The sequence below is a fragment of the Roseibacillus persicicus genome (genome assembly GCF_014651675.1).
In the GTDB taxonomy this organism is placed as follows: domain Bacteria; phylum Verrucomicrobiota; class Verrucomicrobiia; order Verrucomicrobiales; family Akkermansiaceae; genus Roseibacillus; species Roseibacillus persicicus.
Map to the genome: position 1 here is coordinate 22,039 of NZ_BMXI01000006.1, position 16,019 is coordinate 38,057.

Annotated in this window: 8 protein-coding genes; 5 read left to right on the forward strand and 3 right to left on the reverse strand. The window is 54.9% G+C overall.

Features of this window, described 5'->3' with window-relative positions:
- Positions 1-2 precede the first annotated feature (2 nt).
- Positions 3-1,778, forward strand: coding sequence for a DUF6288 domain-containing protein (locus IE099_RS08125; protein WP_189569418.1), 1,776 nt, complete (start codon positions 3-5; stop codon positions 1,776-1,778).
- Positions 1,779-1,829: 51 nt separating this feature from the next.
- Here IE099_RS08125 and IE099_RS08130 read toward each other — a convergent pair whose 3' ends face one another.
- Positions 1,830-2,639, reverse strand: a complete 810-nt coding sequence (locus IE099_RS08130; protein WP_189569419.1) for a hypothetical protein — start codon at positions 2,637-2,639, stop codon at positions 1,830-1,832.
- Positions 2,640-2,829: 190 nt separating this feature from the next.
- On the opposite strand from IE099_RS08130, the gene IE099_RS08135 reads away from it, so the two are divergent.
- Complete coding sequence (locus IE099_RS08135) at positions 2,830-11,667, forward strand: tetratricopeptide repeat protein (protein WP_189569420.1); 8,838 nt, start codon at positions 2,830-2,832, stop codon at positions 11,665-11,667.
- A gap of 47 nt (positions 11,668-11,714) precedes the next feature.
- Here the strand turns inward: IE099_RS08135 and IE099_RS08140 are convergent, their stop codons facing one another.
- Both IE099_RS08140 and IE099_RS08145 read right to left on the reverse strand, forming a co-directional pair.
- Positions 11,715-13,148: a cryptochrome/photolyase family protein gene (locus tag IE099_RS08140; RefSeq protein ID WP_189569421.1), complete on the reverse strand. Its 1,434-nt coding sequence runs from the start codon at positions 13,146-13,148 to the stop codon at positions 11,715-11,717.
- 9 nt (positions 13,149-13,157) lie between these two features.
- Entirely contained in the window at positions 13,158-13,418 is a 261-nt protein-coding gene (locus tag IE099_RS08145) for a hypothetical protein (RefSeq protein ID WP_189569422.1), read from the reverse strand.
- Between the two features lie 217 nt (positions 13,419-13,635).
- On the opposite strand from IE099_RS08145, the gene IE099_RS08150 reads away from it, so the two are divergent.
- The 3 genes from IE099_RS08150 (at position 13,636) to IE099_RS08160 (ending at position 15,935) form a co-directional block, all read left to right on the forward strand.
- A complete protein-coding gene (locus IE099_RS08150; RefSeq protein WP_189569423.1) occupies positions 13,636-14,757 on the forward strand; it encodes a DNA-directed RNA polymerase subunit alpha in 1,122 nt (373 codons plus the stop codon).
- A gap of 14 nt (positions 14,758-14,771) precedes the next feature.
- Positions 14,772-15,167 (forward strand): 50S ribosomal protein L17, encoded by a 396-nt coding sequence (rplQ, locus tag IE099_RS08155; RefSeq protein ID WP_189569424.1) that lies wholly within the window; start codon positions 14,772-14,774, stop codon positions 15,165-15,167.
- Positions 15,168-15,272: 105 nt separating this feature from the next.
- Positions 15,273-15,935, forward strand: coding sequence for a phytanoyl-CoA dioxygenase family protein (locus tag IE099_RS08160; RefSeq protein WP_189569425.1), 663 nt, complete (start codon positions 15,273-15,275; stop codon positions 15,933-15,935).
- Positions 15,936-16,019 lie beyond the last annotated feature (84 nt).

Genomic DNA, 16,019 nt, shown 5'->3' on the forward strand with positions numbered 1-16,019 from the left:
TTATGAGTTTTTTACGAAGAGGAGTCTTGGCGAGTTGGGTTGTTTGCGTTGGATTTTCCGGTAGTGCATTTGCTTTAAAGGATCCGGATAACCAGGGACGTTGGAACAAGCCATGCACGACCGGCCCTGATGCGGTGGTGCCGGGGTTTTTGGTCAATATGGGACCAACAGGAGCGCGCGGGACTCTTACTGAGCGGTCTTTTGTGGTGAAGTATATCTTTGAAAAATCTCCTGCCGCTGGAGTTTTGGAGATCGATGACGAGGTCTATGGCGCCAATGGAAAGAGGTTTTCAGAGCATACATTCGGAGGAGGCGCTCACGGAATTGAAGGCCCGATCCAAGATATGGGTCTGGCGATTGAAGATAGCGAAGGGGAAGATGGAGTCTTGAGCCTGATGGTCGAGCGGGCTGGTCGGAAGATAGAGGTCGATGTGCAATTGGAAAAATTGGGACGTTTCGCCGATACCTTTCCAGTGGATTGCGAGAAAACGAAGATCCTCAAGGCAAGGGCCTATGAATATCTCATGGAGCATCCCGGCGGAATCGATTCGCAAGCTCGGTGCGTGGCCACTCTGGCGATGCTTAGCTCCGATGATCGAAAGGTCTTCAAGGCGGGTCAAGAGATGGCCCTCGCTTGGAACAAGCCTTACAACAAGACCACTTGGTCGTGGCATCTCGGATTTCAAGGTATCGTGTTGGGGGAATATCATCTTTTGACCGGAGACCGGAAAGTTCTGGACACGATGGAGTCGACTTTTGAGCTGATGGAGGGGGCCCAGTGGAAGACTCCCATCAATCACTATCAGGCGGAGAAGATGAAGAATCCCGTTTCACAGAGCGTGTTGGACAAGCATCAGGCGCTCTACGAAGGGGGATTCGGTCATGCCCCCTATCAGTTCATCGTCGGTCGAGGGGGCGGAGGATATGGCCCCATGCAGTGGCCGACTTGCCTGGCCCTAATGGCGTGGAGTCTGGGGAGCGAGTGTGGGGTGGAATTCGATCCCGAGGGGCCGGAGAGAAGTTACCGCTTCCTCGACTACGGCACCACGGACGGGGGAAAGGTCGCTTACGGTGGAGAGTTCACCCTCAACAATGGTCCAATCGATCCTGCCAAGTGGAAGACGAGTCAAAGCCACAAATTCTCCCACAAGTCGGGACTGGCGTATCTGGTGCATATGTTGGCGGGGGAACGCTCGGGATCGGAGAGGGCCATGAAGTTGCACCTCACGAACATCGAGGCTGCCTACAAGGATATGCCCGATGGTCACGCCTGTGCCATGATGGGGATGACCTGGGGACTGGCGGGCGTCTATGCCTCTGATGATCAGAAGCTCAAGAAAAAGATCACGAATTACTATAAGGCCTGGCTCAACATGGCCCGCTGTCATGGGAGTGATTCCTATGTGATTCTCCCTGGTCGCGACTACGCGGATTCCTCTTATTATCGCAAGAATATCCGCAATCACACCACCGCAGCGGTCGCCTTTATCTATAGTTTTTCGACCCCAAAGTGCCGGATTCAGGGCGTCAAGGACTCCGCGGCAATGTTGGCGGAAGAAAGCCTGGCCACTGAGCCTGAAGCAGACGCGGGCGAGCTCCGCAAATTCTACAATGCGGACCGGACGAAGTCATTCGAAGGCCGGTTACTAATTTTCGAGCCTCACTCCGGCATTGTCCGGGTTCGCCTGAAGAATGGAAAGACCAGTGATTTGGACTTTCTTGCGCTTAGCAAAGAGGATCAGGAATACCTGAAGGAGCAGGCGCAGAAGACCCAGTGAGAAAAAGGATGAACCCGTGCTTGGCGATATCCTCGAAAGAGAAAGCGCTGGCTATTCGTCCAGATTCATGAGGGGAAAGGTTCCCTTCGGGTTCACCTTGTCCGGGACAGTCAGTTGGATGTTGGCTTCTTTGCTGAGAGGGAAGGGCTTGTCGAGCAGAGGAATAGTGGTGATCCTGCTGACTGGCTCGTCGGCCGTTCCGGAACGGGCAATGTGAATAATGATGAGGCCGTGTCGCACTCGGTCGAGCTCGAAGAGGTTGTCGGTCGTAATCTCTGTATCGGGCGGAATCTCGACGCCCGGAGCGGTGGGCAAAATGATTTCGAGCTCAACGGGAAAGGGCAGAAGCTCTGGGTTGGTCGAGTTTTCCTGCTCAGCAGGAACCGCGAGAGCTTGGGCGAGAACCGCGAAGCCGTGTTGGACGAAGTCATCCTTGGTCAATTGCCGCAGGGAAAGAATGCGCCAGGTGCCCCGAACGTAATTCAGATTCATGGGCTTCTTGAAATTGGTCAGGTAGTTCCGCTTCAACTGGACGTTGAGGGTTTGCAAGGTGGTCGGGTCGAGAAGTTTGGGATGCTGCCCGGGAGGGACCTCGCTATTGCGCTGATAGATCAGCCCATAGAGTTGCTGTGGGGGAAGGGTAGTCGCCTTGGGTAATTCCTCTCCTTTGAAGAAAGTGATTTCAGGGAGGCGGCCAAGCCTTTCGAGCACAGAGTAGTTCCATGGCCGTTCGGGGAAGTTGAACAAGAAGTAACAGCCGGTCCAAGAAAGGACAGCAAAGGCCAGCGCCAGCAAATTGATGAGCGTCCACCAAAAAAAATTGGGGCGTCTCTTGGCAGGGCTGTCTGATTGATGCGGCACGGGGGAAAAGTAGTCGTCTCCTTGGGCGGGGGAAATGGGGGAGTTTGTCAGGGATGGGAAAGAAAACAGAGAGGCCGGAATAGACTTTCAATGTGCGCAACTCATTGAGAAAGGCATTTCATTCGGTCAATTCTATCTTTTCGTTCGCTTTGGACTTTACGGCGGAGAGGAAACAACCGTTTGTAAAGATATGAAAATGAGTAGGGGGTTGGCTATTTTCTTGGGGTTTGCAATGGGGAGTTGGGCGGTAGAGCCTAACGAAAAGGCGGGACGCTATCATCAGCTTTTGCTCAAAAGGCCTGAAAGCACCACTCTGTTCGAACGCTTTGTCGACTCCTGGTTGGATTCAGATTCCAAAGAAGATTTGGAAACGTTCTTAAAGGACAGTGCGGCAGGAGGCGGGGCGGCCGAATGGCGGTTGTTGGCTGCTTATCAGGAATGGATGGGGCGGGAGGAGGATGCCATGGAGGCCCTTGATAAGGCTCTTGCCTTGGATGGGGAGAATGGCGAGTTGCTGATGGCGCGGGCCAAGCTGAAATCGTTGATGTTGGACTTCGAAGGTGCATTGGGCGACCTCGAAAAAGCTGGTGCGGGCGCGGGGGAGGACGCCGCAGCCCTGAAGGGCACTTGGCTGGCGCGCGCAGGCAGACCGGAAGAAGCGGTTGCCGCTTGGAAGGAGCTCCTGAAGGCGAATCCTGATGATGAGGAATTGCGCGAGGACTTGATTGAGTTGGAGGTGGGGGAAGGACTATATGATGAGGCTATCGCGACGGGACGGGAGTTGGCCGGGAATACCAAAGACCCCTACCAAAGAGCCCTCCGGTTGATGCGGGTGGGTGCTATCGAAGTGATGGCTGGCCAGCGCGACGAAGGGGTGGCGACTTACCGGACCGTCCTGAAGATGACGGGCGAGGACTCTTGGCTGGAACGTGAAGCGCTGGCCCAGATAGAGAAAGTTTATCGCCGGGATCAGGATATCGCCGGGCTGAGAAAGCTTTATCAGGATTTGCGCGAGGACTTTCCTCAAAGAGTCAGTCTGCGAAAAGGGCTGGCTGCACAAATGGCGGCCAATGGTGAGATTGATGAAGCTGTCGCGCTCTTTCGTGAGATTCTGAAAATAACGCCCGGTGATTTGAAGAATCGAGAGGAGTTCATTGCGCTCCTGGAGTCTGAGGGCAAATACAAAGATGCCGTCGAGGAATTGCAGGTGATGATCCGGGGTAACGAGGATCAAGCCGAGCCGTGGGAGCGCATGGCGCGTTTGCGGGACTTGATGCGCGATGAGGACGGGCTCTTGCAAGCCTTGGAAAGAGTTCGTGAACTCCGGAGCGGGGATGCCCAAGGGGTGGTGCAAGTGGCTGCCCTGTATCAGCACTACGAGCGAGCAGATCTGGCGGAAGAGTTGCTGCGGGAGGGGATGGCGCGTTTTGCCGAGGTCGTGGAGTTGAAGGAAGCCTTGGCCTCGCATCTGGTTGGGAGCTTGGACGATGAGGCGAAGCAAGAGGAAGCGACCTCGCTGTGGTTGGAAATGGCTGACGGAGCTGATGCCGAAGGCGTGCTCCGAGTAGCCCGTAGCCTGATGGCCAATAAGCGAGGAACGGTGGCCTATGCTTTACTGGCGGAGAGAATCGGGGACTTTCCTGACAATGCTCTGCTCTTAAATCAGCTTTGCCAGGCTGCGCTCGCAGCGGAGAAGGAAGAGGAGGCCTTTCCCCATGCCATGGCGTTGGCTCGTCTGGCCAAGGCTCCCACTGAATTGGATGCTGCTTTGAAGGTTGTTGGAACTTTGGGCCGTCGTCTGGACTTGCAAGATGTCATCGATGGTTGTCGGGCCGTGGAGGAAAAGGGACTCGTCGACTGGTGTGTGATTTCGGAGCTGGAAAGCCTGCGGGGTGATCTGATTGCCAGTGATGAGGCCCTCGCGAAGGCCCAAAAACTGGATGATGGGCTCATGGTTGCCAGTCAGCGGGTGAGGAACTTGGAGCGTCGTGGTGAAGTCACAAAAGCGATCGGGGCCATGCGGGAATTGCTCGAACGACCCGGTGGACGCAAGCCGGTCCATTTGCGCAAGCTGGTTGACCTTCTGGAAAGGGACGACAAGAAAGAGGAGGCTCTCGTGGAAGTGGACGCTTGGAAGCAGTTGGCGCCGGGAGACAAGACTGCCTGGCTGCGGCGGGGGGAGCTGCTGGAAGCGCTCGGTCGACCGGATGAAAAGGTGACTGAGTATCGGCGCGCGCTGGCCAAGTTCGGCGACGAGGAAGAGCTTCGTGCTGCCCTGGCAAAGGCATTGGTGCACGCGGGTGAGTACGCCGAGGGTGAGCGCATCTATCGCAAGCTATACGAGCAGGCCGAAGATTTTACCGCCCAGAACCGTTGGATTCAGGAGCTATCGCAATTGGCCAAACAGGAAGGGCGCACTGATGAACTGATTGCGGAGTTCGAGCGGCGCAAGAGAACGAACTCGCGGGAGGCCGCTCCGCTGATGGCCTTGGCGAAGATTCACGAACAACTCAATAATTTCGCGGCCCAGAGCGAGGCCTTGGATGAAGCGGTGCGCCGGAAACCGCAGGATGTGACCCTGCGTGAAGAGCTGGCCCGGGTGCAGGAGAAAGCGGGCGATCTCAATGGCGCTCTAGCCACTTTGCAGGAAGCGGTTCGCCAGAATCCTGGTCCGCGCTCGAAGGAAAAGCTGGCTGCGTTTTGCTTTCGCATTGGAGAGACAGACTTGGGCTTGGAAGTCTTGAGTGGTCTGCAGCAAGGCGACCCGAGAGCAATCGAGGGAACTGCGCTGAACTTGGGGATGAGCGGCGAGTGGGGAACGGTGATCAGCTATTTGGATCGAGACTCGTATAACGATTGGAGGTTTGACCTACTACGGGGAGTTGCCTTTTTCCATGAACAAGAAAAGGAGAAGGCGCGCGAAATTTGGCGCTCGGTTGCGACGGTCAACAATGAGATCGAAGGCCTCAAGCCGGCCGTCGATGAGAAAACTTTGAAGAAATGGGTTCGCTATGCGAGTAGGAGCGCGAGCCCTGAAACCGAGAATGAGGCGGCCCGTCACAACTTTCTTTTTGCCCAAGCCAGCACTTTGCTTCGGAAGCAGGACCAGAATTATGGTAGCCGCAACCGGGGTAGTTCGATCACACTGCCGGGGACTGCGGAAGAAGCTCGCGGCATGGCCCTCGCTTTGCTCTTGAATGATGCGAAGAAGGAAGAGGGAGAAGATCAGCAAGCGCTCATCGATGCGATTCCGTTTCCCAACACTCCTTTTTACGAACAGCTTCGCAATTTCGACAAGCTGCACGATTGGCTTCTCGCTGAACTGGAAGCCGGGCGGATGGATCTGAAGGATGCGGTGAGAAGGGGCGGCTATGATGATGAATTTCCCGTCGAGCTCCTCAAGGAGGCGGCCAACACTCTGGTCGAAGTTGAACCTGAAGTAGCGGCCATGGCCTGCGAGATTCTCCTCCGTCGCTTGCCGAATGAGGGTGGCATGTGGGTGGAGAAGTGGATCGAGATTTTGCTGAAGGAGCCGGCTGAGGAACGTGCGCAGAAGCTGGGGCAGATTGCCTTGTTGTGTCTGGGCGATTCCAGCGGCATGTATCGAAGTCATTTTTACGGCTACGGGCGTTCCACGAGAATTGTGGTGACCCGGTCGACGAAAGAAAAGGTGCGCAAGGTATTAACGGACGCTGTGGAGACTGGGCAAACAGCTGGGAACGAGAAGGAGCGAATCAGTCAGGCCAGCCAGAAATTGGGATGGTTGGAGGTTCTCTTGCAGGATGCGTGGCAGCGGGGCGATGCTGCGGAGACTGTTCGGATTTTCAATCATTTGTTAGAAACCAACGAGGTTGCATTCCGCGGCCAGAAGCCCGGGAGGGTCTTTTATCAGGGGCACTTTTATCCCTCCTCGTCATTTGGAGGAGGGAGTAGTCGGGGTCTCTTGAGCCCGCCACCCTATCCGAATGATCGGGGTAGTCTGCCGTCGGTTTGGGGGCGCCTGATGTTGGTATCAAGCAACACCGACCGAAGGGGAAATGCCGGAAGCCAGGCTATGGAAGGGGCTGCCTTTTATAAAAAGTGGGAGGAGGCCAAGCGCAAGAAGGCTGCAGCGGACCCCAACGCCATCGAGAAGCTTCCGGGGATGAACCCCGACGACTTCAGAAAAGTGATCTCCGAGCTGAGCAGTCTGGAGGCTCAAGCCATGGCCTGGCAGTGGTGTAAGGATGAGGCCAAGGTTCAGGAGGCTATGGGGAAAATGGAGGAGAGCAACGAAGGGGAGGTTTTGCTCGCAGTGGCTGGCTATGCGGCGCAGCAGAAAGACTTTGAGAAATCCTACGAGATGCTGGAGCGTGCGCGTTCCATTTCTTTGGACCGCAACCGCCGTAAGGAAGTCGACCGCTACTTGATCTTTGTAGGTGCAGCTTTGGCAGGAGAAGAATCGGAACGGGACTTGGAGCAAGCGAAGCGAGCTTGTCTCCGCCTGCAAAAGGACTTCCGTAGTGAGCAGCAGATCAATGAGCTGGCAGAGTCTATGCGAAATCTGAAAATGGATGAGGAGGCGCGCCGTCTCGTTCGCAAGCTCAATCGACCCAGCGGCCGCTCTGTCGTTCGTCAGGGAGGAAGGCGGCAATCCGAGAGCTTCAGCAAGTTGCTGGTAGAAGGAAACGAGGACGGAGCGGTTCGAGAAGCATTGCGGCTTCTCAGAGTCTTTTCGCGAAGTCAGAGCAACGACTGGGAGCAACGCCAGTTCTTGGAGGTGGTTCAGAAGTCGGGTTTGGCTGAGAAAGTTATCGAGCTTGCCGATCCGGGACCAGACTCTGCTGTTTCGCGTCGGATAGAGTTCGTAAAGTTGTGCGAGACTCTGAGTTTGGGTGATAAAGGGGTACCCTATTTGCAGGCTTTGGTTGAGAGTGAGCCCGACAATTCCCGGGTGCAGGCATTGGCTATGGTCATCTTGCCAAAAGAAGAAGGTGAACTGAACCTGGAGGGCTTGATTGCGAAGGGCGATGTCGATGCGGTCGGGGAGGTGGTGCTCGGTTTGGTTGGCAAGAGTGGACGGGATGGCGATGAAACGAGCGTGAAGGCTGCGGTCGATCTGGCGGTGAAGTTCTTAGAAGAATTGGAACCTTCAGCAGAAAAGTCCGCGAATTTTTATGAGCAGCAAAGAAATCTAACTTGGGTCAACGCGATCTTCTTTTCTCTTGATGGAGATTACTCGAGAGCTTCGGAGGAAGAGCCGGATCAGGAAAATAAGCTGAGAGAAATCAGATTGGAGAGCTTGAAGTCGTTGGCGACGGTTGCTCTGAGACATGGGCAAACAGCCAATCAGGGTTTTGCCATTTTGGAAGGTTGTCAGGAGTTGCTGGCAATAGGTGAAGAGGAGATGAGGGAAGCCGCGGTTCAATGCTTGTCTCATCAAAACGCGCTGAACATCGATGAATACTGGTACGTCCGGGTAGGAAGAAGTTCGTCTGGATACGGCAGGCCGAAGATTGCAGGGCGTGCATCTGATGATTGGTTGATGACCTACTTCGCCGGCGTCGGTGATGAGAATTTGCGGAATGAACTTTGGAAGAAGCTGACCGAAGCGACTCCTGCCAGAGAACGGCTCTATAGCTTGAGTGCTCTTCTTGCGGGATGGGGCGAAGGTGAGGTCCAACAGGCGATGGATGAGTGGAAGGCTTCTTTGCCCCAGAGTCAGAATGAGAAAGCCGCAGAGTATGCCGAGTTGCTTAAAATGTCCTATCTAGCCGGGATAAGCGAAGAGGCAGCGGGAGCTCTGGAGCAGGAGTGTTTCTCCTTGCTGGCACAGGGACAGAATTTCAACAACAGCAAGATCCTGCCGTTGTGCAAGCAAAAGCTAGTCGCTCATGGAGAGGAGGCTAGTGTGAGAATGTTAGACCGATATTTGACCGAGATCGTGGGACCGAATGAGCTTTGGGAAGAGTGGGCGGCGCTCAAGCGCGATGATGCTCTTCCGCAACCACTCTCGAGTTTGGGCTATCATGTTCAAGACCTCATCTCCTCGTTTCAACGAGGCAGCAATGATCTCGAACTCTATCTCCGACTTCATAACCATCCGTTGCATACGCAAAACACTTCCAGCCACTACTTGTCCCGATGCTTGGCGAATCTGATCAGCAGGACCAGCGTGGAAGAGGCCGAGAAGGATCTGAGCGAACTCGGTCTCTGGACGCGTTCCTGGTCTGAGCTAGGAGCGGACTTAGGTGGCACGACTCTCTGGGAGCAATTCGCGAGTGCCTGTAACTTGAATGTGAAGGGAGGGCGAAGTGAGTTGGCAGATCGAATCAAGAAGCAGGGTGGGGGGCGACAGTTGCTTTTTGTTAAGAGACTCGAAAAAGAGAAAGTCGATCTTGGTAAGGAGCTCGGAGACTACACGGATGATTTTGTGACTGAAAACGCCAGCGAGCGGGCCGGTCTCGCCTCGATTCTGAAACCTCACTTTGCCGAACTAAAAGAGGTGAAGGGGCAAGAGCAACTCTCCCTCCTGTTAGAACAACTCGAACAGGAACGAAACCTCGGTCGGATGGCCAGAATCGACGCGCTTTTGAATGGCGGGTTGGATGGGATTAATCGGGACAACCACGAGGAATGCTCTGAAGTTATAGGCTTGGCCGCTGAAGCGATGGCCGTGGACAAAGGAAAAGCGGCGGACCTCATTACCGGCCTATTGGAATTTCAGGTCCAGCCCAGCTGGGGCTATAACTCTCAGCAAGCTGAGAACTTTTTAGTCCAGCGGAGTCGTTCGCAGTTCGAGGAAGTGATGAGAAAGGGTCATTCCGCGAAGGTGCCGATGTTGGACTGGATTGGCTTTTTGGAGGAGCTCTTCAAGCACGAGAATGCTCGCAAGATTGGGTTGCCCGACTCGAGCGAATACTACTTCCAGGAACGGATGCTCGAGTTCTGGAGAAAGCAGAAGAAGCCGGAGAGTTTTGCCGATGAGCGGGAGAAAAAACTCTTCAAAAATTCCCATTGGAAGGACTTTCCCGCCTTCTTTGCCGATGCCACCCCTGAGCTCAAGCAGGCCGCGGTGTGGTATCTCTACCTTCGCGAGGCGCGCAACTGGAACGCCAAGGGAATGAGCGGTTCATACTGGGATTGGATGGTTGAAGAGCGATTCCTCGAGGCTGAGCCTGACCTGGCGGGGGCGCTCACGGCGATGTTGGCCACCCGGGATTGGGATGCTTTGCCGGAAGAGGGGAGAGCCTATGCCCGGGAGGCGTTGAGCAGCCTGTTCCTGAACGAAGACTTATCTGTTGTTCTCAGAATGGAGGTGGCTTGCGCGGCCGCAGTGAGAGAAGACCTCTTGCGAGACGAGGCTCTTCTCAACGCTCTCGCGCAACTGGCCGGGACTTTTTTCTCAGGTGATTGGCATCCGGGAGGAGCGCGTGTGGGGGGGCTTTTCAAACAACTCGCGCAAGTCGAGCTTTCTACCTCCAAGCAAGCCTGGGTTCAGGTAGTCGGGGAAAGTAAAAACCTTCTTTCGAGAGCCAGTCTGGAAGACAACTTTTCCTACTATTATGGCTCGTTGCTCAAAGGTTCGATTTTCTTGGCTTGCAAACTCAATGAAGAAGAGGTGCTCGAAGAGCTTTGTCGAGCGGGCGGACCGGATTTGGTTGGCGACTTGGAGATGATTCAGGCATTCGCCGGACAAGGGTATTCCAAGCTCGTAAACACTCTGGTCCAGGCACCCGGTCTCTCTTACAAGTCGGAAGGAGGTAAATGGAATACGATGCGCAAGGAAGCTGTCGACAAACTGTTGCCTATGATTCGCAATGAGGCCGAACGATACCGCATAGAAGTGATACTCTCTTCCTTGGATGATGAGAAAGACTTTGATGGTGAGAGTCGGGAGCAGCGCTTGATTCGCTTGAGTGAGGAGTTTGCGCAACGGGCGAGCAAGGTTCCCCAATCCCAGTTGCAAATCCTAGCCGCGCTTTTGCAAGAGTCTCAGGTGGAGCAAAACCTGAAGGATGCGATTCGGGCCGTCTGTGGGCGTTGGACAATCTTACAAGCCAGTGGTAACCAATCTGTTCCCGGAGTCGAGGTTAGAGGGTTGGCTCGCGTGCTTGGGCAGGCGATGCAGAGCGAAGTTCGCTCCGGGGAGATGGAGATAACGGCAAAGAACATGAGCTTGCTCGCTCAGCAGTTTCTACTGAGTCAAAACCACTACGAATCCTCGCAGAGCATTCGGTCCCTGGTGCCCGCTCTCCTGGAAGGCTTGATAAAGCGGGACTTGGAAAAACCGACGGAGTCTCTTCCCGACGAGTTTGAGGAGATGACCCGGGAGTGGTTGGAGCAAGTCTTGTCGACGGGGCGGAATTACAATGAGAATTACAACTCACTGACGTGCCTTGCTCTTCAGGTGGCCCTGATGCAGGGGCGCACTCGAGAGTTCTTTGAATGGGGTGAGGCCTTGGATGGAAAAGCAGGCGATTCCTGGGATGACTATTGGAAGAAAAAATCACTGACACCGATTAAGCCCTTTGCGGAGATCCCAGGTTGGCTGAATAAAGATATGGCTCCCTATCGGCGCAATTGGGTGTCGAGCTTGCTTGGCGACCCGCATGTCTATGAGAACCTGCTGGTCGACTACTGGTCTCTCATCAAGCTCGTGGATTGGCGCTTGGCGGATAGCAAAGGTCTGACTCTCGCGCTTGAGAAGTTGCCGGAAGACTTACCCTATCTGGACAAACTGCGCATCGAGCTTGCTGCCTTTCCGGCCTTGCGCGGAAAAGAAGCAAAGAAAGGGCTGCAGAATCTACGGGCCATCCGCGACGAGGGGAGAAGCGAGGGCGATGGCTTCAAGGAAACTTATGCTCTTCTGGTCATGTTGGACTATTATGCGCAGAAGAAGCCCAAAGGTTGGAAGGAGAAAGCGGTGGCCTTGGGCGAGCAGCTGGACTGGGAGCACTTGGACGAGGGGCGACGAAAGCACTATCAAGACGAAGTCGCGAAGTGGGAGAAGCAGGCTGCCGAGCAAGCGGCCAAAGAAGAGGAGTGATTCCGGCCCGCTTCGAGGATCCCTTCTTTGGGCAAACCTACTTTTTCCTAAGCTTTACCTCTTACGGTATCGAGATGCTTCTTGAATATTGAAAGCGTTTTATCGCGCTCTTGGGCGTGATTGACGATGGGCTGCGGGTAGCTTTTCCCATGGCCACTCACCAAATCGGGCGCTTCGTGGAGGGCCTTGGCCGGGACGGCATCCAGTTCGGGAACCCACTTTTTGATATATTCGCCCTTGGCGTCGAAGCGCTTGGACTGGGTCCATGGGTTTTGGATGCGGAAGTAGGGGGCGGCATCGGCGCCCGTGCCCGCCGACCATTGCCAGCCTCCGTTGTTGGAGGCGATTTCGCCGTCCAAGAGATGTTGAGCAAAGTGCTGTTCGCCCAAGCGCCAGTCGAGATGAAGGTCTTTGGTCAAGAACATGGCCACGATCATCCGCACCCGGTTGTGCATGAAGCCGGTGGTCCTCAGCTCCCGCATACCCGCATCGACGATGGGAAACCCGGTATGCCCTTCTTTCCAAGCTTCAAACTTTTCGTCTGGTTCGGCCCACGGCAATCCGCGGTAGTCCGCATTAAACTCATGTTGCAACACCTCGGGATAGGCTTCTAACAAGTGGAGATAGAAATCACGCCAAGCGAGTTCTTTGATGAATGTGTGATAGCTGGCGCGAACATCGGGATCGCGGGCCTCTTCGTGGGCCTTGTGCGCTTCGGCGTAAGCCTTCCGAATTGAGATGGTTCCCCAGCGAAGATCTTGCGAAAGCCGGGAGGTTGCGGGAACGCTGGGGTGATCGCGGTTCTGCGCATAGCTGGGCAGGCGCTTGGCAATTGCGTCTTTGAGACGAGAGCGGGCCGCCGCTTCACTCCCGGAGAGCAAGTCGAGATGGGAGGGGAGATTGAGCTGCCAATTCTCCAGGGTGGGCAGGGGATCGGAGGCGATTTGATCGGGGGTCGCCAGCTGCTTGGGGGTCGAGGCCGGTTTGCGCTTTTCCAACTTCAGCCAGCGCTTGCTGTAGGGAGTGTAGACCCGGTAGGCGGTGCCATCATCCTTGGTCGTTTGGTCGAAGGTGTGCAGTGCGACGTCATCGTGGCCCACACAGGCGACACCGCGGGCTTCGCAGATCTCGGCAAGGCGCAGCTCGTCCTTTCTTCCGTGCGGATCGGGATCGCGATTGTAGTGGACTTCGGAGACCGAGCCCTCGTCGAGCAGTCGGACGATGGCTTCCACCGGGTCGCCCGAGCGAATAATGAGCCGACCCCCCAGTTTGGCGAGATTGCCCGCGAGCGACTCCAGGCATTCACAGAGAAATTGCTGGCGCCCCGGTCCGGTCCAAGCGTGAGCTTTTTTCCAGTCGCTCGCGACGTAGAGGGGAACCACCTTTTCTCCCTTATGACTGGCAGCCAGAAGGGAAGAATTGTCCGACACCCGCAAATCGCGGCGAAACCAGTGGATGATAAAGGAGGGGGATTCGGGCATAGGCCCCAATCAACTCTCTTTCAGAAGTTTTTCAGCCTTTTTTATCGTGGTCTGAGTCAGTTTGCCATTCACCTTGCGGGAATTATCAAGAAGCTCTCGTAACTCGGAGAGCTTGGTTTCCGCCTGCTTGAGGGCTTTTTTAGGGCCGTCGTAGCGTTTATCAGAAAAGTATTTGGTGAAGGTTTTGCCACCTCGGCTGATGCAGAGGCGCCACCCTTCAAAGGCGGCAGTTTCGTAGGTGAATCGAGTAAGGTTGGGTTTTGATTTCATGACAAAAGAGACCGAAAGATCAATGAATGCAGTAACAGATTACTGCTTTTTGCAAGATGTGGGAAGCATGAACGTGATTTCAGGTGTAAAAAAATGTTGCAAATAGTGTGCCTGTGCTGTTGCTTCCCGCCCGCGAGTCAATCAACGCCGTAGGTCCTTCGCTGCTTGTTAGTGCAAGTGGAACTCGCCGAAGGGGAACCCGGCAACCACAAATAATATGTCTGAAGAAGTCCTAGAGGACCAGAAAGAAGAGAAGGACGGACCTATCCGTCTGGATCGGTTCGAAGTGCCGAACCGCCTGATTAAAGACGAAGATACTGCTACTGAATTCTATGGTCAGTTCGTAGCCGAGCCTTTCGAGCGTGGCTTCGGTCACACCGTGGGCAACTCTCTCCGTCGTGTTTTGCTTTCCTCCCTGGAAGGTGCCGCCATCACATCCGTCCGGATTTCCGGCGTGCAGCATGAATTCTCGACCCTCGCCGGAGTGGTGGAAGATGTCACTGACATCATCCTCAATCTGAAGAAGGTCCGCTTCAAGCACCACGGTAAGGAATCCCGGGTCCTTTCCATCAATGTGACCAAAGAAGGTGCGGTTACCGCAGGAGACATTGAGGACGACAACATGTATTCCGTCATCAACAAGGACCACGTGATTTGCACCCTTGACCGCAAGGTGAAGTTCGAGTGCGAATTCGAAGTTTCTGTTGGACGTGGATTCCGCATCGCGGATGACAACAAGCGCCCCGACGCTCCGATCGGCGTCATCGCCATCGACTCCATTTTCAGCCCCGTGACCCGAGTCAAGTATTCGGTTGAGAACACCCGGGTTGGTCAAATTACTGACTATGACAAGCTGATTCTCGACATCCACACTGATGGCCGGGTTGAGCCCCATGATGCGCTTTTGCAGGCTTCTGGCATTCTTCGCCACCACCTCGACGTCTTCGTCAACTACGACGATGATGCGGTTGAGTTCGAAGAGGCACCAGCAGTTCAGAGCGAAGAGAATGCTGCTCTGAAGAAGCTTCTCAACATGAGCGTCAACGAGATCGAGCTTTCGGTCCGTGCCGCCAACTGCTTGAACAACGCCAACATTACTTCCGTGGGTCAGCTCGCGATGAAGAGTGAGGCCGAGATGCTCAAGTATCGTAACTTTGGTAAGAAGTCCTTGAACGAGATTAAGGACAAGCTCACTGAACTCGGATTAGGGTTGGGAATGAGCATCGATCCTTCGTTGCTATCCGGACCTGTAACCCAACTCCAAGCCCCACGATTGGGTGCTGACGAAGAGGCACCTGTTGGCTTGGCCGACCTGATTGCCCAGAACATTGATGATTGATTTAGAACGAGTTCATGAAACACCGTAGAAAAACTCCCAAACTGAAGCGCAACGCGGCCCAACGTAAGGCCCTGTTGACGAACCTCGCCGCCTCCCTGATTGAACACGGACGCATCCGTACCACTCTTGCCAAAGCCAAAGCTCTTCGCCCCGTGGCGGAAAAGCTGGTGACTCTCGGCAAGCGGGGTGACTTGCACTCCCGTCGTCAGGCTATTGCCTACCTTCGTCAGAAGGATGTGGTCAGCAAACTCTTTGGTGAAGTCGCCGAAGCTTGTGCCGACCGTCAGGGCGGCTACTGCCGAATCACCAAGCTGGGGCCACGCGTGAGCGATGCCGCTCCGATGGCTTACATCGAATTCGTCGACCTCGAAGTCACCGTTGGTGGCGGAGATGACGACGACGACGAGTAGGCCCTCCGAGGCTGAACCTTTTACAAAGCTGATCCAGTCTTCTGGATCAGCTTTTTTTTGTGAGAAGAAAAGCCCCTCCGAGTGGGTAATAATGCGGAGAACGGGATGTCCAGCAAGCTAGAGAAATGGGGTTACGAGACTCATCGCGCGATCTTCGATACGGGGACAATCGAGCATTTTCGTCGGGAGGCTGACCGAGTCGCTCAAGCTGCGGGTTCGGCCTGTGTCCGGCACTTGCGCTCGCGTTCGGAGGTTTTTGACGAACTGGCTCTTAGTGGGAGTTTTCTTCGCCTCTTGCCGCCGGGAGTCAGTCCAGTTAGAAGCATCCTTTTCGACAAAACCCCGGCCGAAAATTGGCCTGTTCCTTGGCATCAGGACCTGACGATTGCCGTGGTAGAGGAGAGAAGTGTGTCCGGTTACGGCCCTTGGTCGTTTAAGGACGGGTCGCCCCATGTCCAGCCACCGCTTTCACTTTTGGAGAATATGGCCACGATTCGTCTCCATCTGGACGAGACTCCGGCGGGAAATGGGGCCTTGCGCGTGAGTCCCGGAAGTCACCGGCGGGGTAAGCTGCCATCAGATTTGCTTAGAGAGTCTTTTATTGAGGAAAGCCAAACGTGCGAATGCCAGGCGGGGGATGTGCTCATGATGTCACCGCTGATTGTTCATTCCTCACGACGTTCGACAGCGCCCAATCGACGAAGGGTTCTTCACTTTGAATATGCCCGTCGTGAGGATTTGGATCCGGAGCTTCATTGGTTTGAATGAGTTCGGGATTTATCCATCCGAAGGTCATTGGGTTTTTCCTTTTTGTGAACTGTCGTTGCGAACCTCCTGCGAGCAATAAGTTTT

Bases quoted from the DNA above. Each gene is read 5' to 3' on its own strand.
- IE099_RS08125 (WP_189569418.1), top strand. From the start codon at position 3: ATGAGTTTTTTACGAAGAGGAGTCTTGGCGAGTTGGGTTGTTTGCGTT.
- IE099_RS08160 (WP_189569425.1), top strand. From the start codon at position 15,273: ATGTCCAGCAAGCTAGAGAAATGGGGTTACGAGACTCATCGCGCGATC.
- IE099_RS08145 (WP_189569422.1), bottom strand. From the start codon at position 13,418: ATGAAATCAAAACCCAACCTTACTCGATTCACCTACGAAACTGCCGCC.
- IE099_RS08135 (WP_189569420.1), top strand. From the start codon at position 2,830: ATGAAAATGAGTAGGGGGTTGGCTATTTTCTTGGGGTTTGCAATGGGG.
- IE099_RS08150 (WP_189569423.1), top strand. From the start codon at position 13,636: ATGTCTGAAGAAGTCCTAGAGGACCAGAAAGAAGAGAAGGACGGACCT.
- rplQ (WP_189569424.1), top strand. From the start codon at position 14,772: ATGAAACACCGTAGAAAAACTCCCAAACTGAAGCGCAACGCGGCCCAA.
- IE099_RS08140 (WP_189569421.1), bottom strand. From the start codon at position 13,148: ATGCCCGAATCCCCCTCCTTTATCATCCACTGGTTTCGCCGCGATTTG.